Origin of the sequence: Stutzerimonas azotifigens DSM 17556, from assembly GCF_000425625.1 — a bacterium.
In the GTDB taxonomy this organism is placed as follows: domain Bacteria; phylum Pseudomonadota; class Gammaproteobacteria; order Pseudomonadales; family Pseudomonadaceae; genus Stutzerimonas; species Stutzerimonas azotifigens.
Genome location: NZ_KE384409.1, coordinates 114236 through 134437, shown reverse-complemented (window position 1 = coordinate 134437; position 20202 = coordinate 114236). Strand labels below are relative to the sequence as shown.

24 protein-coding genes are annotated in these 20202 nt (G+C 67.6%); 19 read left to right on the top strand and 5 right to left on the bottom strand.

The genetic code is table 11. From position 1 onward, the window contains the following. Window positions 1-266 precede the first annotated feature (266 nt). The 3 genes from rluC to sppA are packed head-to-tail and all read left to right on the top strand — an operon-like array spanning window position 267 to window position 2866. A complete protein-coding gene (rluC, locus tag H610_RS0112570; RefSeq protein ID WP_028239998.1) occupies window positions 267-1220 on the top strand; it encodes a 23S rRNA pseudouridine(955/2504/2580) synthase RluC in 954 nt (317 codons plus the stop codon). Further along, window positions 1213-1899, top strand: coding sequence for an HAD-IA family hydrolase (locus H610_RS0112565; RefSeq protein ID WP_028239997.1), 687 nt, complete (start codon window positions 1213-1215; stop codon window positions 1897-1899). The genes rluC and H610_RS0112565 overlap by 8 nt, the downstream gene beginning before the upstream one ends. Continuing rightward, the gene (gene sppA / locus H610_RS0112560) at window positions 1889-2866 is read left to right on the top strand and encodes a signal peptide peptidase SppA (RefSeq protein ID WP_028239996.1); all 978 of its coding nucleotides are present in this window, start codon (window positions 1889-1891) and stop codon (window positions 2864-2866) included. The genes H610_RS0112565 and sppA overlap by 11 nt, the downstream gene beginning before the upstream one ends. A 1-nt stretch (window position 2867) precedes the next feature. On the opposite strand, the gene H610_RS0112555 is transcribed toward sppA, so the two are convergent. Then, window positions 2868-3443, bottom strand: coding sequence for a Maf family protein (locus tag H610_RS0112555; RefSeq protein WP_028239995.1), 576 nt, complete (start codon window positions 3441-3443; stop codon window positions 2868-2870). Between the two features lie 103 nt (window positions 3444-3546). Here H610_RS0112555 and H610_RS0112550 point away from each other — a divergent pair, with 103 nt between their 5' ends. The 13 genes from H610_RS0112550 (at window position 3547) to H610_RS0112490 (ending at window position 13657) form a co-directional block, all read left to right on the top strand. Then, entirely contained in the window at window positions 3547-4074 is a 528-nt protein-coding gene (locus H610_RS0112550; protein WP_028239994.1) for a YceD family protein, read from the top strand. An 11-nt stretch (window positions 4075-4085) separates the two neighbouring features. Then, the gene (gene rpmF, locus H610_RS0112545) at window positions 4086-4268 is read left to right on the top strand and encodes a 50S ribosomal protein L32 (protein WP_028239993.1); all 183 of its coding nucleotides are present in this window, start codon (window positions 4086-4088) and stop codon (window positions 4266-4268) included. Between the two features lie 3 nt (window positions 4269-4271). Continuing rightward, window positions 4272-5279: a phosphate acyltransferase PlsX gene (gene plsX, locus H610_RS0112540; RefSeq protein WP_028239992.1), complete on the top strand. Its 1008-nt coding sequence runs from the start codon at window positions 4272-4274 to the stop codon at window positions 5277-5279. Window positions 5280-5383: 104 nt separating this feature from the next. Next, entirely contained in the window at window positions 5384-6319 is a 936-nt protein-coding gene (gene fabD / locus H610_RS0112535; RefSeq protein ID WP_028239991.1) for an ACP S-malonyltransferase, read from the top strand. 16 nt (window positions 6320-6335) lie between these two features. Continuing rightward, window positions 6336-7079 (top strand): 3-oxoacyl-ACP reductase FabG, encoded by a 744-nt coding sequence (fabG, locus tag H610_RS0112530; protein ID WP_028239990.1) that lies wholly within the window; start codon window positions 6336-6338, stop codon window positions 7077-7079. Between the two features lie 202 nt (window positions 7080-7281). Beyond that, a complete protein-coding gene (acpP, locus tag H610_RS0112525) occupies window positions 7282-7518 on the top strand; it encodes an acyl carrier protein (protein WP_003283670.1) in 237 nt (78 codons plus the stop codon). A 151-nt stretch (window positions 7519-7669) separates the two neighbouring features. Next, window positions 7670-8914, top strand: coding sequence for a beta-ketoacyl-ACP synthase II (gene fabF, locus H610_RS0112520; protein WP_028239989.1), 1245 nt, complete (start codon window positions 7670-7672; stop codon window positions 8912-8914). A gap of 2 nt (window positions 8915-8916) precedes the next feature. Next, window positions 8917-9732 (top strand): aminodeoxychorismate lyase, encoded by an 816-nt coding sequence (pabC, locus tag H610_RS0112515; protein ID WP_028239988.1) that lies wholly within the window; start codon window positions 8917-8919, stop codon window positions 9730-9732. Then, window positions 9729-10796, top strand: coding sequence for an endolytic transglycosylase MltG (gene mltG / locus H610_RS0112510; RefSeq protein WP_028239987.1), 1068 nt, complete (start codon window positions 9729-9731; stop codon window positions 10794-10796). Before pabC ends, mltG begins: the two co-directional genes overlap by 4 nt. After that, a complete protein-coding gene (tmk, locus tag H610_RS0112505; protein ID WP_028239986.1) occupies window positions 10793-11425 on the top strand; it encodes a dTMP kinase in 633 nt (210 codons plus the stop codon). The genes mltG and tmk overlap by 4 nt, the downstream gene beginning before the upstream one ends. After that, entirely contained in the window at window positions 11418-12404 is a 987-nt protein-coding gene (locus H610_RS0112500) for a DNA polymerase III subunit delta' (protein WP_028239985.1), read from the top strand. Before tmk ends, H610_RS0112500 begins: the two co-directional genes overlap by 8 nt. Window positions 12405-12434: 30 nt before the next feature. After that, window positions 12435-12791, top strand: coding sequence for a PilZ domain-containing protein (locus tag H610_RS0112495; RefSeq protein ID WP_028239984.1), 357 nt, complete (start codon window positions 12435-12437; stop codon window positions 12789-12791). Between the two features lie 83 nt (window positions 12792-12874). Next, window positions 12875-13657 (top strand): TatD family hydrolase, encoded by a 783-nt coding sequence (locus tag H610_RS0112490; RefSeq protein ID WP_028239983.1) that lies wholly within the window; start codon window positions 12875-12877, stop codon window positions 13655-13657. Between the two features lie 197 nt (window positions 13658-13854). On the opposite strand, the gene H610_RS0112485 is transcribed toward H610_RS0112490, so the two are convergent. Continuing rightward, a complete protein-coding gene (locus H610_RS0112485) occupies window positions 13855-14988 on the bottom strand; it encodes an aminotransferase class V-fold PLP-dependent enzyme (protein WP_028239982.1) in 1134 nt (377 codons plus the stop codon). Between the two features lie 74 nt (window positions 14989-15062). On the opposite strand from H610_RS0112485, the gene H610_RS0112480 reads away from it, so the two are divergent. The 3 genes from H610_RS0112480 (at window position 15063) to H610_RS0112470 (ending at window position 16943) form a co-directional block, all read left to right on the top strand. After that, window positions 15063-15686: a TetR/AcrR family transcriptional regulator gene (locus H610_RS0112480; protein ID WP_028239981.1), complete on the top strand. Its 624-nt coding sequence runs from the start codon at window positions 15063-15065 to the stop codon at window positions 15684-15686. 79 nt (window positions 15687-15765) lie between these two features. Next, on the top strand, window positions 15766-16365 hold the full coding sequence (locus tag H610_RS0112475; RefSeq protein WP_028239980.1) for a DUF4823 domain-containing protein: 600 nt from the start codon (window positions 15766-15768) through the stop codon (window positions 16363-16365). An 11-nt stretch (window positions 16366-16376) separates the two neighbouring features. Further along, window positions 16377-16943, top strand: a complete 567-nt coding sequence (locus H610_RS0112470) for a DUF1285 domain-containing protein (RefSeq protein WP_028239979.1) — start codon at window positions 16377-16379, stop codon at window positions 16941-16943. 38 nt (window positions 16944-16981) lie between these two features. Here H610_RS0112470 and H610_RS0112465 read toward each other — a convergent pair whose 3' ends face one another. The 3 genes from H610_RS0112465 to xseA form a co-directional block, all read right to left on the bottom strand. Beyond that, window positions 16982-17449: a DUF3597 domain-containing protein gene (locus H610_RS0112465; protein ID WP_028239978.1), complete on the bottom strand. Its 468-nt coding sequence runs from the start codon at window positions 17447-17449 to the stop codon at window positions 16982-16984. A 106-nt stretch (window positions 17450-17555) separates the two neighbouring features. Beyond that, window positions 17556-18410: a peptidoglycan DD-metalloendopeptidase family protein gene (locus tag H610_RS0112460; protein WP_051231724.1), complete on the bottom strand. Its 855-nt coding sequence runs from the start codon at window positions 18408-18410 to the stop codon at window positions 17556-17558. Window positions 18411-18706: 296 nt separating this feature from the next. Next, window positions 18707-20083, bottom strand: coding sequence for an exodeoxyribonuclease VII large subunit (gene xseA / locus H610_RS0112455; RefSeq protein WP_028239976.1), 1377 nt, complete (start codon window positions 20081-20083; stop codon window positions 18707-18709). Window positions 20084-20202: the final 119 nt, after the last annotated feature.

The following is a 20202-nucleotide window of genomic DNA, read 5'->3' as shown; positions in this document are numbered from 1 at the left end:
AATCGGGTGCCGCTCGCAGAATCCGGGAGCGGTTGCATTGGGCGCGATTCCCCAGCGGGGGCACGCAACATGTCTCTCGAGGCTTGATTCGTCACTCACCGCTGGACGATGAATGACGCTGGACGGCCTCTGCGTCCTGGAACGGTTTTCGGGTCGGCAACGGCGGTGTGGCTGGCCATGCCGGACCAGGCCGCTTTTGGCGGCGTTCGGGACTATAGCAGCAATGACTAAGTGCTTCAAATGCATGAACTTGCTATGATGCGCCGATGACCACGACCCCCTCTCCGACCTCGAGCGTCCAATTGCTCGAGGTCGCGCCGGAGCTTGCCGGCCAGCGCATCGACAACTTCCTCCGCACCCAGCTCAAGGGCGTTCCCAAGACATTGATCTATCGCATCCTTCGCAAGGGCGAGGTCCGCGTCAACAAGGGGCGCATCAAGCCCGACTACCGGTTGCAGGCCGGTGACCTGGTGCGCGTGCCGCCGCTGCGGCTGCCCGAGCGCGACGAGCCGGTGCCGGTCGCCGCGTCCCTGCTGGAGCGGCTCGAGGCGGCGATCCTGTATGAGGACAAGGGGCTGGTGGTGCTGAACAAGCCGGCGGGCATCGCCGTTCACGGCGGCAGCGGGCTCAGCTTCGGGGTGATCGAGGCGCTGCGGCAGCTGCGGCCGGAGGCGAAGGAGATGGAGCTGGTGCATCGTCTCGATCGCGACACCTCCGGCCTGCTGATGATCGCCAAGAAGCGCAGCATGCTCCGCCATCTTCACCAGGCGCTGCGCGGCGATGGCGTCGACAAGCGTTATCTGGCGCTGGTGCGCGGGCGCTGGGAGTCCGCGCGCAAGCAGGTGAGCGCGCCTCTGCTGAAGAACACGCTGCGTTCGGGCGAGCGCATGGTCGAGGTCGACGACGAAGGCAAGGAGGCGTTGACGCTGTTCAAGGTGGTGCGCCGCTTCGGCGAGTTCGCCACGCTGGTCGAGGCGCGCCCGATCACCGGGCGGACGCACCAGATCCGGGTGCATGCCAAGCATGCCGGGCACAGCATCGCCGGCGACAGCAAGTACGGCGACGAGGCCTTCACCCGCGAGGTGCGCGAGCTGGGCGGCAAGCGGCTGTTCCTGCATGCCTACGCCCTGCGAGTGCCGCTGCCGGAAGGCGGCGTGCTGGAGCTGGAGGCGCCGGTCGACGAACTCTGGGAGCGCACGCTGGAGCGACTGGGTGCCTGATTACGAGCTGCTCATCTTCGATTGGGACGGCACGCTGGCCGATTCCATCGGCCGTATCGTCGAATCGATGTGGACCGCTGCCGACCGCTGTGAACTGCCTCGGCGCGAAGCGGTGGCGGTCAAGGGCATCATCGGCCTGGGATTGCCCGAGGCGATCGCCAGTCTCTATCCCGAACTGAACGACAGCCGGCGCGTCGAAGCCTTTCGGCAGGCGTACAGCGAGCACTGGCTCCTTCTCGAGCGGCAACCTTCGCCCCTGTTTCCCGGAGTGAGGGAGGCCCTGGCGGCCTTTCGTTCGGCCGGGTACCAACTGGCGGTAGCCACGGGCAAGAGCCGGCGCGGACTCGATCGCGCGCTTGCCGGGCAGGGCTGGGAGACCTTCTTCGAGGTGACCCGCTGTGCCGACGAGACGGCGAGCAAGCCGGATCCGCTGATGCTCGACGAGATCCTCGTGCATTGCGGTGTGCCCGCGGAGCGGGCGCTCATGGTTGGCGACTCGGTGTTCGACCTGCAGATGGCGGCCCGGGCGGGAATGGACGCGGTGGCCGTCGGCTTCGGTGCCCAGCCGCTGTCGGTGTTGCAGGCGTGCGGGCCGTGCCTGTCGATCAATCATTTCGAAGAGCTCGGCGTCTGGCTGATGCCTTCGGTTTCACGCGAGGTCAGGGACCATGTCGGATGAATGGAAGGCGCCGTCGGCCGGCAACGACGATCAGAAGAGCTGGAAGCTGCTGGAACGCACGCTGCAGGCGAGCATCCAGGAGCAGCGCCGTGCGCGCCGCTGGGGCATCTTCTTCAAGCTGTTGACCTTCGCCTACCTGTTCTTCGTGCTGTTCATGCTTTCGCCGGCGCTGCAGTTGGGCAAGTCGGTCGAGGGTTCGGGCCATACGGCGGTGGTCAATGTGCGCGGCATGATCGCCGACGACGAGGCGGCCAGCGCGGACAACGTCATCGGCGCCCTGCGCGAGGCGTTCGAGGATCCCAATACCCGTGGCATCGTCATGCGGATCAACAGTCCGGGCGGCAGTCCGGTGCAGTCCGGCTATATATATGACGAGATCCGGCGCCTGCGTGGCGAGCATCCGGACATCAAGGTCTACGCCGTGATCACCGATCTCGGTGCCTCCGGGGCCTACTACATCGCCAGCGCTGCGGACGAGATCTACGCGAACAGGTCCAGCCTGGTGGGTTCGATCGGCGTCACGGCGACCACCTTCGGTTTCGTCGAGGCGATCGACAGGCTCGGCGTCGAGCGTCGGGTCTATACCTCCGGGGAGCACAAGGCGTTCCTCGACCCCTTCCAGCCGCAGAAGCCGGAGGAAACGGCGTTCTGGCAGAACGTGCTGCAGACCACCCACCGCCAGTTCATCGACGCGGTCAAGCAGGGGCGTGGCGACCGCCTGCAGGACGAGCGGCATCCGGAGCTGTTCTCCGGCCTGATCTGGTCGGGCGAGCAGGCGCTGGAGCTCGGCCTGATCGACGGGCTGGCCAGCACCGGCGAGGTGGCGCGCAACGTGATCGGCGCGCCGGAGACCGTCGACTTCACCGTCAAGGGCTCGCCGCTGGAGCGTCTTTCCAGGCGGCTGGGCGCCAGCATTGCCGAGCACCTGGCCCTGTGGGCCGGCCTGCAGGCTCCGGTACTGCGCTAGCTCAGGGGATTTCCAGGCCTTCCGCCAGCAGCATGTCGACCAGGCGAATGAGCGGAAGGCCGACCAGGCTGGTCACGTCTTCGCCTTCGGTCCGGCGGAAGAGCGCGATGCCCAGCCCCTCGGCCTTGAAGCTGCCGGCGCAGTCGTAGGGCGTTTCCTTGCGCAGATAACGCTCGATGGTGGCGTCGCCCAGTTCGCGAAAATGCACGTCGAACGGGACGCAGTCGACTTGCACGTTGCCGCTGACGCTGTCGAGCAGCGCCACGCCGGTGAGGAAGCGCACGGTCCTGCCGCTGGCGGCTTTCAATTGCTCCCGGGCGCGTTCGAAGGTATGGGGCTTGCCGAGCACTCGCCCGTCGAGCACCGCGACCTGGTCGGAGCCGATGATCAGGCCGGCATGTCGGGCGGCGAGGGCGCGTGCCTTGCTCTCGGCCAGGCGACGCACCAGGGCGTCCGGGGCCTCGTCGGGCAGTCGGGTTTCGTCGATATCGGGTGACGCGTGTTCGAAGGGCAGGCCCAGGCGGGCCAGGAGCTCGCGGCGATAGGGCGAGCTGGAAGCGAGCAGCAGAGGGCGCATGCGAAGCCTCGTCGGAAAAGCTGTGATTGTAGCGCTGTGGGCCTGACGAAAGGGGTGGAATTCCTTTGACAGCGCCAGAGGGCATCCATAGAATGCCGCGCTTATGTTGAAAGGACCGATACCTTCGCACGTCGAGCCGCGTCAGTTGGCCGAGCGTTCAGCGACCCTCGAGGGTGAGCTGCCGCTCAGCAGGCTCGAACGCCTCAGTGACTCCCTCGAGGACGATCAGGGGGCGGTGCGCGCCCGGTTTTCCTTCGGGCGTGACGAGCAGCGGACCGTGGTGATCCACAGTCGCCTCGATGTTGACGTCAAGATGATTTGCCAGCGTTGTCTGGAGCCGGTCGTGCTGCCGATTCACAGCGAATGTGACTATGCGGTGGTCAACGAGGGCGCGAATACCCAGCACCTGCCCAAGGGCTACGACGTGCTGGAGGTGGGGGAGGATCCGCTGGATCTGCTGGCGCTGGCTGAGGACGAGTTGCTGCTGGCGCTGCCTATTGTTCCACTCCACGACCCCGAAATTTGCCAGGCGCCGGCCGGATCGGAGCAGTCCGAGCCCGCCGAGGACGAGGTGAAGCGGTCCAACCCGTTCAGCGTACTGGCGCAGTTAAAGCGTGACCCAAACGTTTAGGAGTTGATTCAATGGCTGTTCAGCAGAACAAAAAGTCCCGTTCCGCTCGCGACATGCGTCGTTCGCACGATGCGCTCAAGTCGAACGCGCTGTCGGTGGAAAAGAGCACGGGTGAAGTTCACCTGCGCCACCACGTTTCCCCGGACGGTTTCTACCGTGGTCGCAAGGTGATCGACAAAGGCGCCGACGAGTAATCCTTGTCCGCACCGATCATCGCGATCGACGCAATGGGCGGGGACTTCGGTCCCCGCTGCATTGTTCCGGCCAGCCTTTCCTGCCTGGCTGAATCCCCCTCGCTGCACCTGGTCCTCGTCGGCCAATCCCCTCTGATCGACCGTCTCGTCAACGCCCATCCCGGCGTCGACCGCTCGCGCCTGCGCATCGTTCATGCCGGTGAAGTGGTGACGATGGACGAGCGCCCGACCCAGGCCCTGCGCGGCAAGCCGGATTCCTCGATGCGCAGGGCGCTCGAGCTGGTGCGCGACGGGCAGGCCCAGGCCTGCGTGAGCGCCGGCAACACCGGCGCACTGATGGCTCTTGCGCGCTATCTGCTCAAGACCTTGCCCGGCATCGACCGGCCCGCCATGGTCACGGCCATTCCGACCGAGCGGGGCAGCTGTCTGCTGCTCGACCTCGGCGCCAACGTCGACTGCGATGCCGAACACCTCTACCAGTTCGCGGTGATGGGCTCGGTGGCCGCGCAGGCCCTGGGCGTCGCCAGGCCGCGCGTCGCCCTGTTGAACGTCGGAACCGAGGACATCAAGGGCAACCAGCAGGTCAAGCTGGCGGCGAGCCTGCTGCGGCAGGCCCGCGGCATCCACTTTTCCGGCTTCGTCGAAGGGGACGGGCTGTTCCGTGGCGAGGCCGACGTGGCGGTGTGCGACGGGTTCGTCGGCAACATTCTGCTCAAGTCCAGCGAGGGGTTGGCCCACATGGTCGGCACACGGCTCGATGCGCTGTTCCGCCGCTCGCTGCTGTCGCGCCTGGCCGGCACCCTGGCCATGCCACTGCTACGCCGATTGCGTGCCGAGCTGGCGCCGTCCGGCTACAACGGCGCGAGTTTCCTCGGATTGCAGGGGATCGTGGTGAAAAGCCATGGTGCCGCCGGCGAGGCCGGTTTCCGCACCGCCATCCGCAAGGCCGCCGAGGATGTCCGCCAGGACCTTCCGGGACGGTTGCACAGCCAGCTGGAGCATCTACTGTAGTCTTGGTCATGTGACCGCACCCGGCGGCAGACCATCCAACCCAGCAGTACGCGGGCGAGCACTGCCCGCGTTCGAACGACAAGAGCCACAAGAGACTCGTTTCAATGTCCTCAATCGCATTCGTTTTTCCAGGCCAGGGCTCCCAGGTCGTCGGCATGCTCGCCGAAATCGGTGCGCAGCAATCGGTGATCGCCGATACCTTCGCCGAAGCCTCGCAGGCGCTCGGTTACGATCTCTGGGCGCTCTGCCAGCAGGGGCCCGAAGAGCAGCTCAACCAGACCGACAGGACCCAGCCGGCCATCCTCGCCGCGTCGGTGGCGCTCTGGCGCCTGTGGCTGGCCGAAGGCGGCGCGCGTCCGGCCTACGTCGCCGGCCACAGCCTCGGCGAATACTCGGCCCTGGTGGCTGCCGAAAGCCTGTCGCTGGAACAGGCGGTCCGCCTGGTCGAGCGCCGTGGCCAACTGATGCAGCAGGCCGTGCCGGCAGGCGAGGGGGCGATGGCCGCCATCCTCGGCCTGGAAGATGCCGACGTGCTGGCCGCCTGTGCCGAGGCGGCCCAGGGCGAGGTGGTCAGTGCGGTGAACTTCAACGCGCCGGGCCAGGTGGTCATCGCCGGCAAGGCGGCCGCGGTGGCGCGTGCGATCGAGGCGTGCAAGGCCAAGGGTGCCAAGCGCGCGATGCCGTTACCGGTCAGCGTCCCGTCCCATTGCGGGCTGATGCGTCCGGCGGCCGAGCGTTTCGCGGAAGCGGTCAATTCGATCGACTGGCGCGAACCCGCCATCCCGCTGGTGCAGAACGTCAGCGCCGCCGTGCCGGTCGACCTCGACGCGCTCAAACGCGACCTGCTGGCACAGCTCTACAGCCCGGTACGCTGGGTGGAAACCGTGATCCGGCTGAACGAGTCGGGCATCACCGATCTCGTCGAATGCGGTCCGGGCAAGGTCCTGTCCGGGCTCAACAAGCGTTGTGTCAAGGGGGTCAATACCCATGGCCTCGACACCCCCGACCGCTTTGCCGCCGCGCGCGCCGCGCTGGCATGAACAAGGAGAAATGCGAATGAATCTGCAAGGCAAGGTGGCGCTGGTCACCGGTGCGAGTCGCGGGATCGGCCAGGCCATCGCCCTGGAGCTCGGTCGCCAGGGTGCAATCGTCATCGGCACGGCGACTTCAGAGGCCGGCGCCCAGCGCATCGGCGAAACGCTGGCGAACCATGGCATCCAGGGGCAGGGGCTGATGCTTGACGTCGGAAGCGACGACTCGGTGGCGGCCGCGCTGGAGCAGATCCAGCAGGCCCACGGCCAGGTGGCGATCCTGGTGAACAACGCCGGCATCACCCGCGACAACCTCATGCTGCGCATGAAGGACGAGGAGTGGCACGACGTCATCAACACCAACCTGACCAGCCTGTACCGGCTGACCAAGGCGGTGCTGCGCGGCATGACCAAGGCGCGCTGGGGGCGGATCATCAGCATCGGCTCGGTGGTCGGTGCCATGGGTAACGCCGGGCAGGTGAACTATGCCGCAGCCAAGGCCGGCCTCGAAGGGTTCGGGCGCGCGCTCGCGCGTGAAGTGGGCTCGCGCGGCATCACGGTCAACGCGGTGGCGCCCGGCTTCATCGACACCGACATGACCCGCGAACTGCCGGAAGCGCAGCGCGAGGCGTTGCTCGGCCAGATTCCGCTGGGTCGTCTCGGGCAGGCCGAGGAGATCGCCAGGGTGGTGGGCTTCCTGGCTTCCGACGGTGCGGCCTACGTCACCGGGGCCACCGTTCCGGTCAACGGCGGGATGTACATGAGCTGAGTGTGACGCCGGGCGAAGCCCGGCTGTCTCAGCAATCGTCGTAACCGCTGGATAAGGTAATAAGCGGCTGGCCGGGTTATAGACAGATCATCGGTAGCGGAGGCATGCTGTCCTGCTTTCAGCTTGAAATGCGGAAAACGCTTTCTATACACTACCGCGCAGACCAGCTGCCTGGATTTTTCCATAGGAGTGAAAACAAGGTATGAGCACCATCGAAGAACGCGTCAAGAAAATCGTTGCCGAGCAACTTGGCGTCAAGGAAGAGGAAGTCACTAACAGCGCTTCCTTCGTCGAAGACCTGGGTGCCGACTCCCTTGACACTGTCGAGCTGGTGATGGCTCTGGAAGAGGAATTCGAGACCGAGATTCCGGACGAGCAGGCCGAAAAGATCACTACCGTTCAGGAAGCCATCGATTACATCAACGCGCACGCGCAGTAAGACGTAATCCCGCTTCGAACAGGAAAAGCCGCACTGCCTTCGATGGGGTAGTGCGGCTTTTCTTTGATTGCGTATAAAAGGCCCGACGGGGCCATGGCGACGGCAATGGCTGGTCGTTCGCCCTCAAGAGTTATGTGTAAGGAGAATTGCTGTGTCGCGTAGACGCGTCGTGGTCACCGGGCTGGGCATGGTATCGCCCCTGGGTAACGATGTGCCGAGCAGCTGGCAAGGGATTCTGGCCGGCCGCAGCGGTATCGGGCTGATCGAGCACACCGACCTTTCCGCGTATTCCACGCGTTTCGGAGGTTCGGTCAAGGGCTTCGAGGTCGAGCAGTACCTGCCGGCCAAGGAGGCGCGCAAGCTCGATCTTTTCATCCAGTACGGACTCGCGGCCAGCTTCCAGGCCTGGCGCGACTCGGGACTCGAGGCGACCGACGAGAACCGGGATCGCTTCGGCGTCGCCATCGGCTCCGGCATCGGTGGTCTGACCAACATCGAGAACAACTGCAAGTCACTGATCGAACAGGGGCCCCGGCGGATTTCGCCGTTCTTCGTGCCCGGCTCGATCATCAACATGGTCTCCGGATTCCTGTCGATCCATCTGGGCCTGCAGGGCCCCAACTATGCCGTCGCCACGGCCTGCACCACGGCCACCCACTGCATCGGCATGGCGGCCCGGAACATCGCCTATGGCGAGGCCGACGTGATGATCGCCGGTGGCGCCGAGATGGCCGCCTGTGGGCTCGGCATCGGCGGGTTCGCCGCGGCGCGGGCGTTGTCCACGCGCAATGACGATCCTGCCGCTGCCAGCCGCCCCTGGGACAGGGCGCGCGATGGCTTCGTGCTATCCGACGGCGCCGGCGCGCTGGTGCTCGAGGAGCTGGAGCACGCGCGCGCGCGCGGGGCGACCATCTATGCCGAGCTGATCGGCTTCGGCATGAGCGGCGATGCGTTCCACATGACTTCGCCACCGGAAGACGGCGCCGGTGCCGCGCGCTGCATGCGCAACGCGCTCAAGGATGCCCGGCTGGACGCGAGCCAGATCGACTACATCAATGCCCACGGCACCTCGACCCCCGCGGGCGACACGGCCGAGGTGGCGGCGATCAAGAGTGTGTTCGGCGAGCATGCCTACGAGCTGGCGGTGAGTTCGACCAAGTCGATGACCGGCCACCTGCTCGGCGCGGCGGGCGCGGTCGAGGCGATCTTCACCGTGCTGGCGATCCGCGACCAGGTGGCTCCGCCGACGATCAACCTCGACGACCCGGACGAGGGCTGCGACCTCGACTTCGTGCCGCATGAGGCACGGTCGATGCCGATCGAGGTGGCGCTGTCCAACTCCTTCGGCTTCGGCGGAACCAACGGCTCGCTGGTCTTCCGCCGCTTCCAGGCGTGAGCCTGACCTGGATCGACGGCCTGCCTGCGTCGCAGGTGGCCGTCCTCGACCGTGGGCTGGCCTACGGCGACGGCCTGTTCGAAACGATCCGGGTCATCGATGGCCGGCCGCTGCGGCTCGAGCGTCACCTGGCCAGGCTGGGCGAAGGCTGCAAACGGCTCGCACTGCCGGTGGATATGGAAACCGTCGGCGCCGAGCTGAACGCATTCGCCGCTGCGCTCGGCGAGGGCGTTGCCAAGCTGATCGTGACGCGCGGGGCGGGGCAGCGTGGCTATGCCTTTCCCCAGCCGGCGCGGCCCAGCCGAATGCTCATCGGGGGCCCGCAGCCGCACTATCCCGCCGAGAATGCAGAGCAGGGCGTCCGTCTGTTCCCCTGCCGGCTGCGCCTGGCCGAGCAACCGGCGCTGGCCGGCCTGAAGCACCTCAACCGGCTGGAGCAGGTGCTGGCGCGCGCCGAGTGGAGCGATCCATCCTTCGCCGAGGGTTTGCTGCGCGACGGCGCCGGTCGCCTGGTCGAAGGGGTGTTCAGCAACCTGTTCCTGATCTCGGGCCGGCGCCTGCTGACTCCGGCGCTGGATCGCTGTGGTGTCGCCGGCGTGATGCGCGCCGAGCTGCTCGAACTGGCCGGCCCGGCGGGGCTCGAAGCGGTGGTGAGCGACCTGGGGCCGGATGCCCTCGAAGGGGCCGACGAGGTGTTCGTCTGTAACAGCCAGTACGGCATCTGGCCGGTAGTGGCTTGTGACGTGCTGAGCTGGCCGGTCGGGCCGCTCACCCGTAAACTGCAGGCCCTTCTGGCGAAGATGCCGAGCGATTCGTGATTCGAAAGATCCTACTTGTGCTGCTGGTCGTCGGGCTGGCGGCAGTGCTGGCCGGCGTTTTCGGCGCCTGGCGGCAGTACGCAGCCCTCGAACAGCCCCTCGAACTGCAAGAGGCGCAACTGCTGGAGGTCCGCCCCGGCGATACCCCGGGCGGCGTGTTTCGGCGTCTCGAGACCGAGGGGCTGCTGGACGATGCATTCTGGTTGCGGCTGTACTGGCGGCTGAATCTGGCCGGGCAGACCCTGCACATCGGGGAGTACCAGCTGCAGCCCGGCATGACGGTGCGCCAGATGATCGGGCTATGGCAGCGCGGCGAGGTGATGCAGCACAGCGTCACCCTGGTGGAGGGCTGGACGTTCCAGCAGGTGCGTCTCGCGCTGGCGGCGCAGCCGAAGATCGAACAGAGCCTGCAGGGCCTTTCCGACACCGAGGTGATGGCCGAGCTGGGCTACCCGGACCTGCACCCGGAGGGCCGCTTCTTCCCCGATACCTACCTCTATACTCGCGGCACCAGCGACCGCGAACTCCTCCTACGCGCTTTCAGCCGCCTCGAACAGGTCCTGGCGGAGGAGTGGAGCAAGCGTGCCGAAGGCCTGCCGTACAGCGATCCCTACCAGGCGCTGATCATGGCTTCGATCATCGAGAAGGAGACCGGCGTACCGGAAGAGCGCGGGCAGATCGCCGGGGTGTTCGTGCGCCGCCTGGCCAGGGGCATGCTGCTGCAGACGGACCCGACGGTCATCTACGGGCTCGGCGACCGCTATCGCGGGCGGATCACCCGTGCGCACCTGCGCGAGGCCACGGACTACAACACCTACGTCAAGCCCGGGTTGCCGCCGACGCCGATCGCCATGGTCGGCCGCGAGGCGATCCATGCCGCGCTGCATCCGGCAGAGGGCAACAGCCTGTACTTCGTCGCGCGCGGCGACGGCAGCCACGTCTTCAGCGACACGCTCGCCGAGCACAATCGCGCGGTTCGCGAGTTCCAGCTCAACCGCCGCGCCGACTACCGCTCCAGCCCCGCGCCGCAGATCCAGGCGGCGCCGAGCGAGGGCACCCCATGAGCGGTCTGTTCGTCACCCTGGAAGGGCCGGAAGGCGCCGGCAAGAGCACCAACCGCGAGTACCTGGCCGAGCGCCTGCGGGCGCACGGCGTCGAGGTGGTGCTGACCCGGGAGCCCGGCGGCACGCCGCTGGCCGAGCGCATCCGCGAGCTGCTGCTGGCGCCCAGCGCCGAGCCCATGTGCGAAGACGCCGAGCTGCTGCTGGTGTTTGCCGCGCGCGCCCAGCACCTGGCGCAGGTGATCAGGCCGGCGCTGGCACGCGATGCCGTGGTGCTCTGCGACCGCTTCACCGACGCGACCTACGCCTATCAGGGCGGCGGGCGCGGGCTCGGCGCCGAACGTATCGCCCGGCTGGAAACCTTCGTCCAGGGCGAACTGCGCCCGGACCTGACCCTGGTGTTCGACCTGCCGGTCGAGGTCGGCCTGAGCCGGGCGGCCGCCCGCGGGCGCCTCGATCGCTTCGAACAGGAAGGCCTGGCGTTCTTCCAGGCGGTGCGCGACGCCTACCTGGCGCGGGCTCGCGCCTGCCCCGGGCGCTACCGGGTGCTCGACGCCGGCCAGCCGCTGAGCGGTGTGCAGCAGGCGCTCGATGCCTTGCTGCCGGAATTGCTGGAGCGCATCCGTGGCTGAAGCCTATCCCTGGCAGGCCGAGCTCTGGCAGCGCTTCGCCGGCCGCAGCCAGCACGCCCATGCCTATCTGCTGCACGGGCCTGCGGGGATCGGCAAGCGCCATTTCGCCGAACGCCTGATGGCCATGCTGCTGTGCCAGCGGCCGACGGCGGAAGGCGCCTGCGGTACCTGCAAAAGCTGCCTGCTGCTGGCGGCGGGCACGCATCCGGACCATTACGTTCTCGAACCCGAGGAGGCCGACAAGGCCATCCGCGTCGACCAGGTGCGCGATCTGGTCGGTTTCGTCAGCCAGACCGCGCAGCTCGGCGGTCGCAAGATCGTCCTGCTGGAGCCGGCCGAGGCGATGAACCTGGCGTCCGCCAACGCCTTGCTCAAGAGCCTGGAGGAGCCATCCGGCAACACCGTGCTGCTGCTCGTCAGCCACCAGCCGAGCCGCCTGCTGCCGACCATCCGCAGTCGCTGCGTGCAGCAGGCCTGTCCGCTGCCGAGCCAGGCCCAGGCGGTCGAATGGCTGGCCGGCGCGCTGCCGGACCTGGACGACGCTGCGCGGCGTCAGCTGCTGCAGCTGGCCGGTGGTTCGCCGCTGGCGGCGGTCCGGCTGCATGGCCTGGGCGTGCTCGAGATGCGCGCGCAGGTGGTGGGCGCGGTGAAGAAACTGCTCAAGCAGCAGCTGTCGGTCAGCCAGGTCGCGGAAAGCTGGAACGCCGTACCGCTCATACTGCTGTTCGACTGGTTCTGCGAGTGGGCGCAGCTGGCCCTGCGTTTCCAGATGACGCGTGACGAGCAGGGGCTCGGTCCCGAGGACATGGCCAAGGTCGTCCAGTACCTGGCGCAGAAGGCGCCGTTGCCGCGCGTGCTCGCCATCCAGGACTGGCTGCTCGAGCAGCGGCAGAAAGTGCTCGGCAAGGCCAACCTGAACCGTGTCTTGCTTCTCGAAGCGCTGTTGACGAAGTGGGCAAGCCTGCCAGGGGCGGGCTAGAATCCGGGCTCCTGACGCTGGAATCGATCCATGAACCTTCCACCCAATCTGGGCCCGCGCAACGGCATCCTGTCCCTGACCATCAAGGACAAGTCCGTGCTCTATGCCGCCTACATGCCGTTCATCAAGAATGGTGGTCTGTTCATCCCCACCAACAAGACCTATCGCCTCGGCGACGAGGTGTTCATGCTGCTCAACCTGATGGACGAGCCGGAGAGGATTCCGGTCGCCGGCAAGGTCGTGTGGATCACCCCGAAAGGCGCCCAGGGCAACCGCGCGGCCGGCGTCGGCGTGCAGTTCCACGAGGGAGACAACACCGCCCGCAACAAGATCGAGACCTACCTGGCCGGCGCGCTCAAGTCCGACCGCCTGACGCACACGATGTAGGCCGGCCGGCCGGGCGGGCGCTGCAGCCCGGCGAAGGGTTGCATTACAATTCGCCGTTCCCTGTCACCCGGACGGCTATTCCCATGTTGGTAGATTCCCACTGTCACCTCGACCGGCTGGAGCTCGGCGCCCACGACGGCTCGCTCGATCGGGCGCTGGCGGCGGCGCGCGAACGCGGCGTCGGTCACTTCCTGTGCATCGGCGTCAGTGCCGACAACGCCGACGCGGTCTGCGAGCTGGCGGCCCGGCATGAGGACGTCGACTGCTCGGTCGGCATCCACCCACTGGACCTCGAAGCCGACGCGGCGCCGAGCCTCGACTGGCTGCTCGAACAGCTGGCCCGCCCGCACGTGGTCGCGATCGGTGAAACCGGGCTGGACTACCACTACGAACCGCAGGCCGCCGAGCGTCAGCAAACCTCCTTCCGCCTGCACCTCGAGGCCGCGCGGCGCACCGCCAAGCCGGTGATCGTGCATACCCGCGAAGCGCGCCAGGACACGCTGGCATTGCTGCGCGAGGCCGACCTGCCGCAGGCGGGCGTGCTGCACTGCTTCACCGAGGACTGGGCGATGGCCCGCGCGGCGCTGGACCTGGGCTTCTACATTTCCCTGTCCGGCATCGTCACCTTCCGCAACGCCGAGGCGCTGCGCGAGGTGGCGAAGAAAATTCCCGCCGACCGCCTGCTGGTGGAGACCGACTCGCCCTATCTGGCGCCGGTGCCGCATCGCGGCAAGCCCAACCTGCCGGAATACGTGCGCGAGGTCGCCGAGTTTCTCGCCGAACTGCGCGGCGAGCCCTTCGAAGCCCTCGCCGAACGGACCACGGACAACTTCTACCGGCTGTTCCCGCTCGCGCGCCGACGCTGACAAAAAGAACCCGGCGTCCCTGCGGAGCCGGGCCAAGACCATTAGGAGTACGAAACCTCGATCCTCGAGGCCTCACCTGGCCAGGCTTGGGGGATACCCGGCCAGCAGGACAAGTATCGGTCGGTTTGCCCGTTCCTGCCGGGCGCGGTTGATCATTTATTAAACGGATTTGGAATAGGTGGGGCGGGCTTGATCGCTTAGCGACGGGCCATGCCCCTGACCAGGTCCAGGGTCTCGTCCAGCACCCGCTGCGGCGTGTAGAAGTGCGGCGACAGGCGGATGCCGCCGCCGCGCAGGGCGCAGACGACCTGCGCCTGCTTCAGTGCCTCGAAATGGCCGGACTGCTCCCCGTCACCGATGCGGAAGGTGAGGATGCCGGCCCTTCGTTCGGGACGGGCGTCGCCGAGCAGCTCGATGCCGGGCAGGCGCGCCAGCCCTTCGCGCAGCACGTCGATACGCTCGCCGAGGGCACGGGCCACCTTCGGCATGCCGACCTCCTCGAGCAACGAGAGGCTCGCTTCCAGCGCCACCGCGCCTAGCATGTTCGGGCTGCCGCACTCGAAACGCCGGGCGCTGCGCGCTGGCTCCCACTCGCGGCGGTCGTAGTCACCGGCATGTTCGAGCATGTGCCAGCCGTACTCGTGCAGGGTCAGGCGTTCGCGCAGATCCCGCCGGCAGTAGAAGACACCGAGCCCCTCGGGGCCGAGCAGCCACTTGTGGCCGTCGGCCATGGCGAAGGCGCAGCGGCTGTCCTGCACGTCGAAGGGCAGGGCGCCGAGCTGCTGGATGGCATCGATGCACAGCAGTACGCCGCGCTGCTCGCAGCCCTGCCCGAGTCTTTCCAGGTCCAGGCGCAGGCCGCTGGCGTACTGCACCGCGCTGATCGCCATCAGCCGCGTCCGCCCATTGCAGGCCTGCAGCAGGTCGGCCTCGGGATCGTCGCCCTTGAGGCCGACCTGGCGCACCTGCACGTCGAACCGCTGCAGGGCCTCCCAGACCACCCGGTTGGAAGGAAACTCCTCGTCGCTGATGACGACCTCGTCGCCCTCGCGCCAGTCCAGCCCGAAGGCGACGAAGGAAAGCGCCTCGGAGGTATTCTTCACCAGCGCGACGTCGGCGATCGAAGGGGCGTTCAGCAGGCGCTTCAGTCGTTCACGCAGCCTCCGCTCGGTCTCCAGCCACTGGGGGTAATCGCGTGCCCCGACGGCAAGGTTCTGTTGCGCGAAGGCGGCGACCGCCTCGGCGGCGCGTCGCGGCCAGGGCGCGACGGCGGCGTGGTTCAGGTAGCGCAGACCGGGGGCCTGGGGAAACTCGTCATGCAGTTCGACCATCGGCTTTGTTCCGTGCATTTTTCGACCAGGTAGGCATAATATCGCGCTTCAATTAAGGCACTTCGCAATCAGTCATGCAGAACGAACCCCGAAAGGTCCGCGAGTTTCGCCGTCGCGAGCAGGAGATTCTCGACACGGCCTTGCAGCTGTTTCTCGATCAGGGTGAAGACAGCGTCACCGTCGAGATGATCGCGGACGCCGTCGGCATCGGCAAAGGCACGATCTACAAGCACTTCAAGTCGAAGGCCGAAATCTATCTGCGGCTGATGCTCGATTACGAGCGCGACCTCAACGAGCTGCTGCATTCGCCTGACGTGGACCGCGACCGCGAAGCGCTTTCCCGGGCCTACTTCGAGTTCCGCATGCGCGATCCGCAGCGCTATCGACTGTTCGACCGCCTCGAGGAGAAAGTGGTCAAGGGCCGGCAGGTTCCGGAGATGGTCGAGGAACTGCACAAGATCCGCGCCTCCAACTTCGAGCACCTCACCCAACTGATCAAGGGCCGGATCGCCGAGGGCAAGCTCGAGGACGTCCCACCGTATTTCCATTACTGTGCGGCCTGGGCGCTGGTGCATGGCGCGGTCGCGCTGTACCACTCGCCGTTCTGGAGCAGCGTGCTGGAAGATCAGGAAGGCTTCTTCCAGTTCCTCATGGACATCGGCGTGCGCATGGGCAACAAGCGCAAGCGCGACAGCTGACCCCGGTTCGCTGGCGCGAAAGCTGCATCGGGCGTCCCCGTCGCCGGCTTTCCGACGCCGGACCAGAAGAGGACAGAACATGCGTGCGCTGGGATTGCTGCTGATGTTGTCGTTGGCCGGCTGCATGAGCGTCAGCGACATGGCCGGCAGCGCGCGTCATCACCTGAGCGACGCCGGCCTGCTCGACCACAGCAAGACGAGCCGGACGAGCGCGTGGCGGCTGCAGCCGGACTCCTTCATTCTCATCGCCCAGGGCCATTTCGTGCCGCCGGGACATGCCTATCCACGTCCCAACGTCATCGCCGAAGAGACCTACGAGCGGTTCGTCGAATACTTCCCGCTGGTTCGTCGTGCTCCCGAGCCGCTGGGGCTGGAGGAAGCGTTGAACCAGGGGCGCGAACTCGGTGCCCATTATGTGTTGTACACGCGTTTCGCGGCGGCGGACGACCGGATCGGCAACGTCCGGGAATGGGACGACGAGCGCAGGCTGAGCCGGCTCGGCATCGACAGCGGCGTGGTGCAGCTGATGCTCATCGAGATCGCCACCGGCTACCTGGTCGACACCGCTACCATCCGCAGCCGCGGCGGACTTCTGTCGTTGTATGACGCCAAGCCGGAGGCCCTGCTGGGCCCGCCGCTGCGCGAATACGCACAGCGCCTGCTTGGCGTCTCCCGCTAGAGGAGAACCGAATGAGCGACACGGGCAGAGCAGGGGACCTGCTGGGGCAGATCCCCAGGAGCGAAAAGAAGGGACTGCCGCCGGTTCACCTGTGGAATCCCCCGTTCTGTGGCGACCTGGACATGCGCATCGCCCGGGACGGCACTTGGTACTACCTGGGCACGCCGATCGGGCGACCGGCCATGGTGCGACTGTTCTCCACGGTGATTCGCCGCGACGGCGACGACTACTTCCTGGTGACGCCGGTCGAGAAGGTCGGCATCAGGGTCGACGATGCGCCCTTCGTCGCCGTGCGCCTGGAGGTCGAGGGCGAAGGCGAGGCCCAGGTGCTGCGCTTCGTCACCAACGTCGAGGATGAGACCGAGGCCGGGCCCGAGCATCCGCTGCGGGTCGAGCTGGACCCGCAGACCCAGGAGCCCGCGCCCTACGTGCACGTACGAGCCAACCTGGAGGCGCTGATCGCGCGCAGCGTCTTCTATCAGTTGGTCGACCTGGCGGTGCCGCGCGAAGTCGACGGCGTCTCCTGGCTCGGCGTCTGGAGCCATGGCGTGTTCTTCCCGATCGGCCCGCAGGCCTGAGCGCGGCGCCGTCGCCGGGTGGCGGCGGCGCCGGTCCGTCAGTGCAGCAGCTCGGGCGGCACCTGACCGCCGTTTTCCGACAGCTGCTTGAGCACCTCGCGGTGCAGCCACATGTTCATCTGCGCCGAATCACCCATCTTGTCCGGCGGGCAGCCCAGTTCGGTGGCCAGCTCCTTGCGCGATTCCAGGCTGCTGTCGATGCCCAGCAGCTTGAGCAGATCGACGATGGAGGTGCGCCAGTTCAGGGTCTCCGGATGCTGGCCGGCCATGGCGTCGAGCTTGGCGGCGACGTCCACGCGTTCGGGTGCCGCCGACGGTACTGGCGTCACGCCGGCCGGTGTCTCCAGCGGCCCGGTGGTCGCGTTGGAGGTGGCGGTCGGTCGATCGGTCAGGGAGGTGGCCGAGTCGGCGCCGGGCGCTGGCGGGGCGGCCTTGGCGGTGGCTTCGTTGCCTACGGCCGGCGAACCGATGCCGAGTTTTTCTTTGATCTTGCTGAACAGGCCCATGTTTGCGGTTTCCTCTTCTGCTGGGTGGGACTATTCAGACCGTCGCAAGGGGGCCTGGATTCATGGCCGCAGGTCGGAAGCCCGGCGCCAGGCCGCGACCCTTTGCTCAGGGCTCGAAGGCGCCGATGAAGATGGTCGGATCGACACGCACGTCGTTGAGGCTGACGTTCCAGTGCAGGTGCGGCCCGGTGGCCCGCCCGGTCGAACCGACCTTGCCGATCACGCCGCCGCGCGCGACCTGATCGCCGACATTCACGCCGATTTCCGACAGGTGGCAGAACATGCTGACCAGGCCCTGTCCGTGATCGAGGAACACCGTGCGGCCGTTGAAGAAGTAGTCACCGACGAGGATGACCCGCCCGGCGGCCGGCGCCTTGATCGGCGTGCCCGCCGGGACGGCGAAGTCCAGGCCCGAGTGCGGGTTGCGCTCCTCGCCGTTGAAGAACCGGCGAAGCCCGAACGGCGAGGACAGCGGCCCCGCCACCGGCCTGTCGAACAGCAGGTTGCTCGGCTGCCCGGGGCTGAACTGCCGGTAGGCGCCGGTCTGCTCGTCGAGTTCGCGGGCGATACGCTTCAGGTCCTCCGGGTTCGGGTTCACCTGGCGCTGGTTCTTCAGCGTGATGTGCTGCTCCCGGTAGTGGCGCGCTTCGACGGCGAAGGTGAGGGTGCGCTCGCCCACCTGCAGTTGCTGCGGCCCGGGGGTGGTGGCCAGCGGAATGCCGACGATGGCGATCCAGCGTGCGCCATCCTCGCGGATCACCAGCACCGGCTTGTCCTGGTAGCGCACGCGCGGCGCGTCGGCCCCGTCGCCGAGCGGCACCACGGCGACGCCCCCGGGGACCGGTTTGTTCAGCAGGCGGGTGAGGAAGCCTTCGGCCTGGGCCGGAAGCGCGAGGCAGAGGGCGAGCAGAAGAACCAGGGTGCGCACTGACGAGGGCTCCGTAGGGCATGGGCTTGCCATGGTCGCCGAAAGCGCCGGCCGGAGAAAGGCGTGCTGTGCAGCAGGGCTTTTCTGTTGGGGCCGCGAATGGGCGGGTTCGTTCGTGGTCGAGACTCACCAGCACATCGCCCCGAGGGCGGGCCTCCCACAAAGCAGGGCAGCCGCAGGCCCTTGCCAGGCATCCGGCCCACCCTGTGGGAGGCGCGCCCCCGCGGCGACAGCGACAGCCAAGCCCCCAGGCACGGCTCTTCGCGGGAGCGGCCTCGGCCGCCCAAAGATGATGGCGTCCCGTTCGCGGTCGAGACAGCTCACACCGATCAGAGCAGCGGAAGGGTGACCGGCTCGAGATGATTGTCTTCCACGCGGACCTGCAGCTCGCCCTCGGCCAGCCGCGCCGACAGGCGCTGGCCGGGGTGGGTCTGGCTGGCGGCGCGGATGGCGCGGCCCTGTTCGTCGAGCAGGATGCTGTAGCCGCGCCCGAGGGTCGCCAGCGGGCTGACCACGTGCAGCGTCTGCACCAGCGCCTGCAGTTGCTGGCGCTGGTGCCGGAGCGCGGCCTGCATGGCGCGCGGCAGGCGGTCGCCGAGGTGGTCCAGGCGTTGCCGCAATTGCGCCAGGGCGCGGCCGGGGTGCTGCGCGCCGAGCCGGGTGTCCAGGCGTGCCAGGCGTTCATGGCCGGTGCACAGCCGACGGTCGATGGCGCGGATCAGCCGTTGCTCGAGGTCGTCGACGCGCTGCGCCTGCTGCTGCAGGCGTTCGCCGGGGTGGCGCAGGCGCCGGGTCAGCCCTTCGAGGCGCAGGGCGTCGCGGCGCAGGCGCTCGCGGGTGCAATGCAGCAGGCGCCGGCGCAGGGTTTCCAGGCGCTGCTCCAGGTCGCCGGCATGCGGTGCCAGTAGTTCGGCGGCCGCCGAGGGGGTCGGGGCCCGCACGTCGGCGACGAAGTCGGCGATGGATACGTCGGTTTCGTGCCCGACGGCGCTGACGATGGGGGTGCGGCAGGCGTCCACCGCGCGCGCCACGGCTTCCTCGTTGAAGCACCAGAGGTCCTCCAGCGAGCCGCCGCCGCGGGCCAGGATCAGCGCATCGAAGCCCTGCGCGTCGGCCAGGGCCAGGGCGCGCACGATCTGCGCGGTCGCCTCCCGGCCCTGCACGGCGGTGGGAACCAGGGTGAGTTCGACATGCGGCGCGCGGCGGCGGAAGACGCTGATGATGTCGCGGATCACCGCGCCGGTCGGCGAGCTGACGATGCCGATGCGCTGGGGATGCGCCGGCAGCGGCCGTTTGCGCTCGCTGGCGAACAGCCCTTCGCCGGCGAGCTTCTCCTTCAGCGCCTCGAAGGCCAGGCGCAGCGCGCCGTCGCCGGCCGGCTCGACATTGTCGAGAATCAACTGGTAGTCGCCGCGACCCTCGAACAGCGAGACCTTGCCGCGCACGCGCACGGCCAGCCCGTCGCGCAGGGCCTGGCGCACGCGCAGGGCGTTCTGCCGGAACAGCGCGCAGCGCACCTGGGCGTTGCGGTCCTTCAGGGTGAAATAGACGTGGCCCGAGGCGGGGCGCGCCAGGTTGGAGATTTCGCCTTCGACCCAGACCTGGGCGAACACGTCCTCGAGCAGCAGGCGCGCGCGGCCGTTGAGCTGCGAGACGGTGAGGACCTCGCGATCGAGGTTCAGGCGCTGGAAGGGATCGGTGAGCATGGCCGGCATGATAGCCGCGGGCATCGGCGGCTGGAACCGGCAGGGCGGCGCGGCTGTCGGCAGGAGAGGCGACGAAGGCGCGCGCCGGGCCGAACAGCAGCGTCTCCGACGGCGTTTCC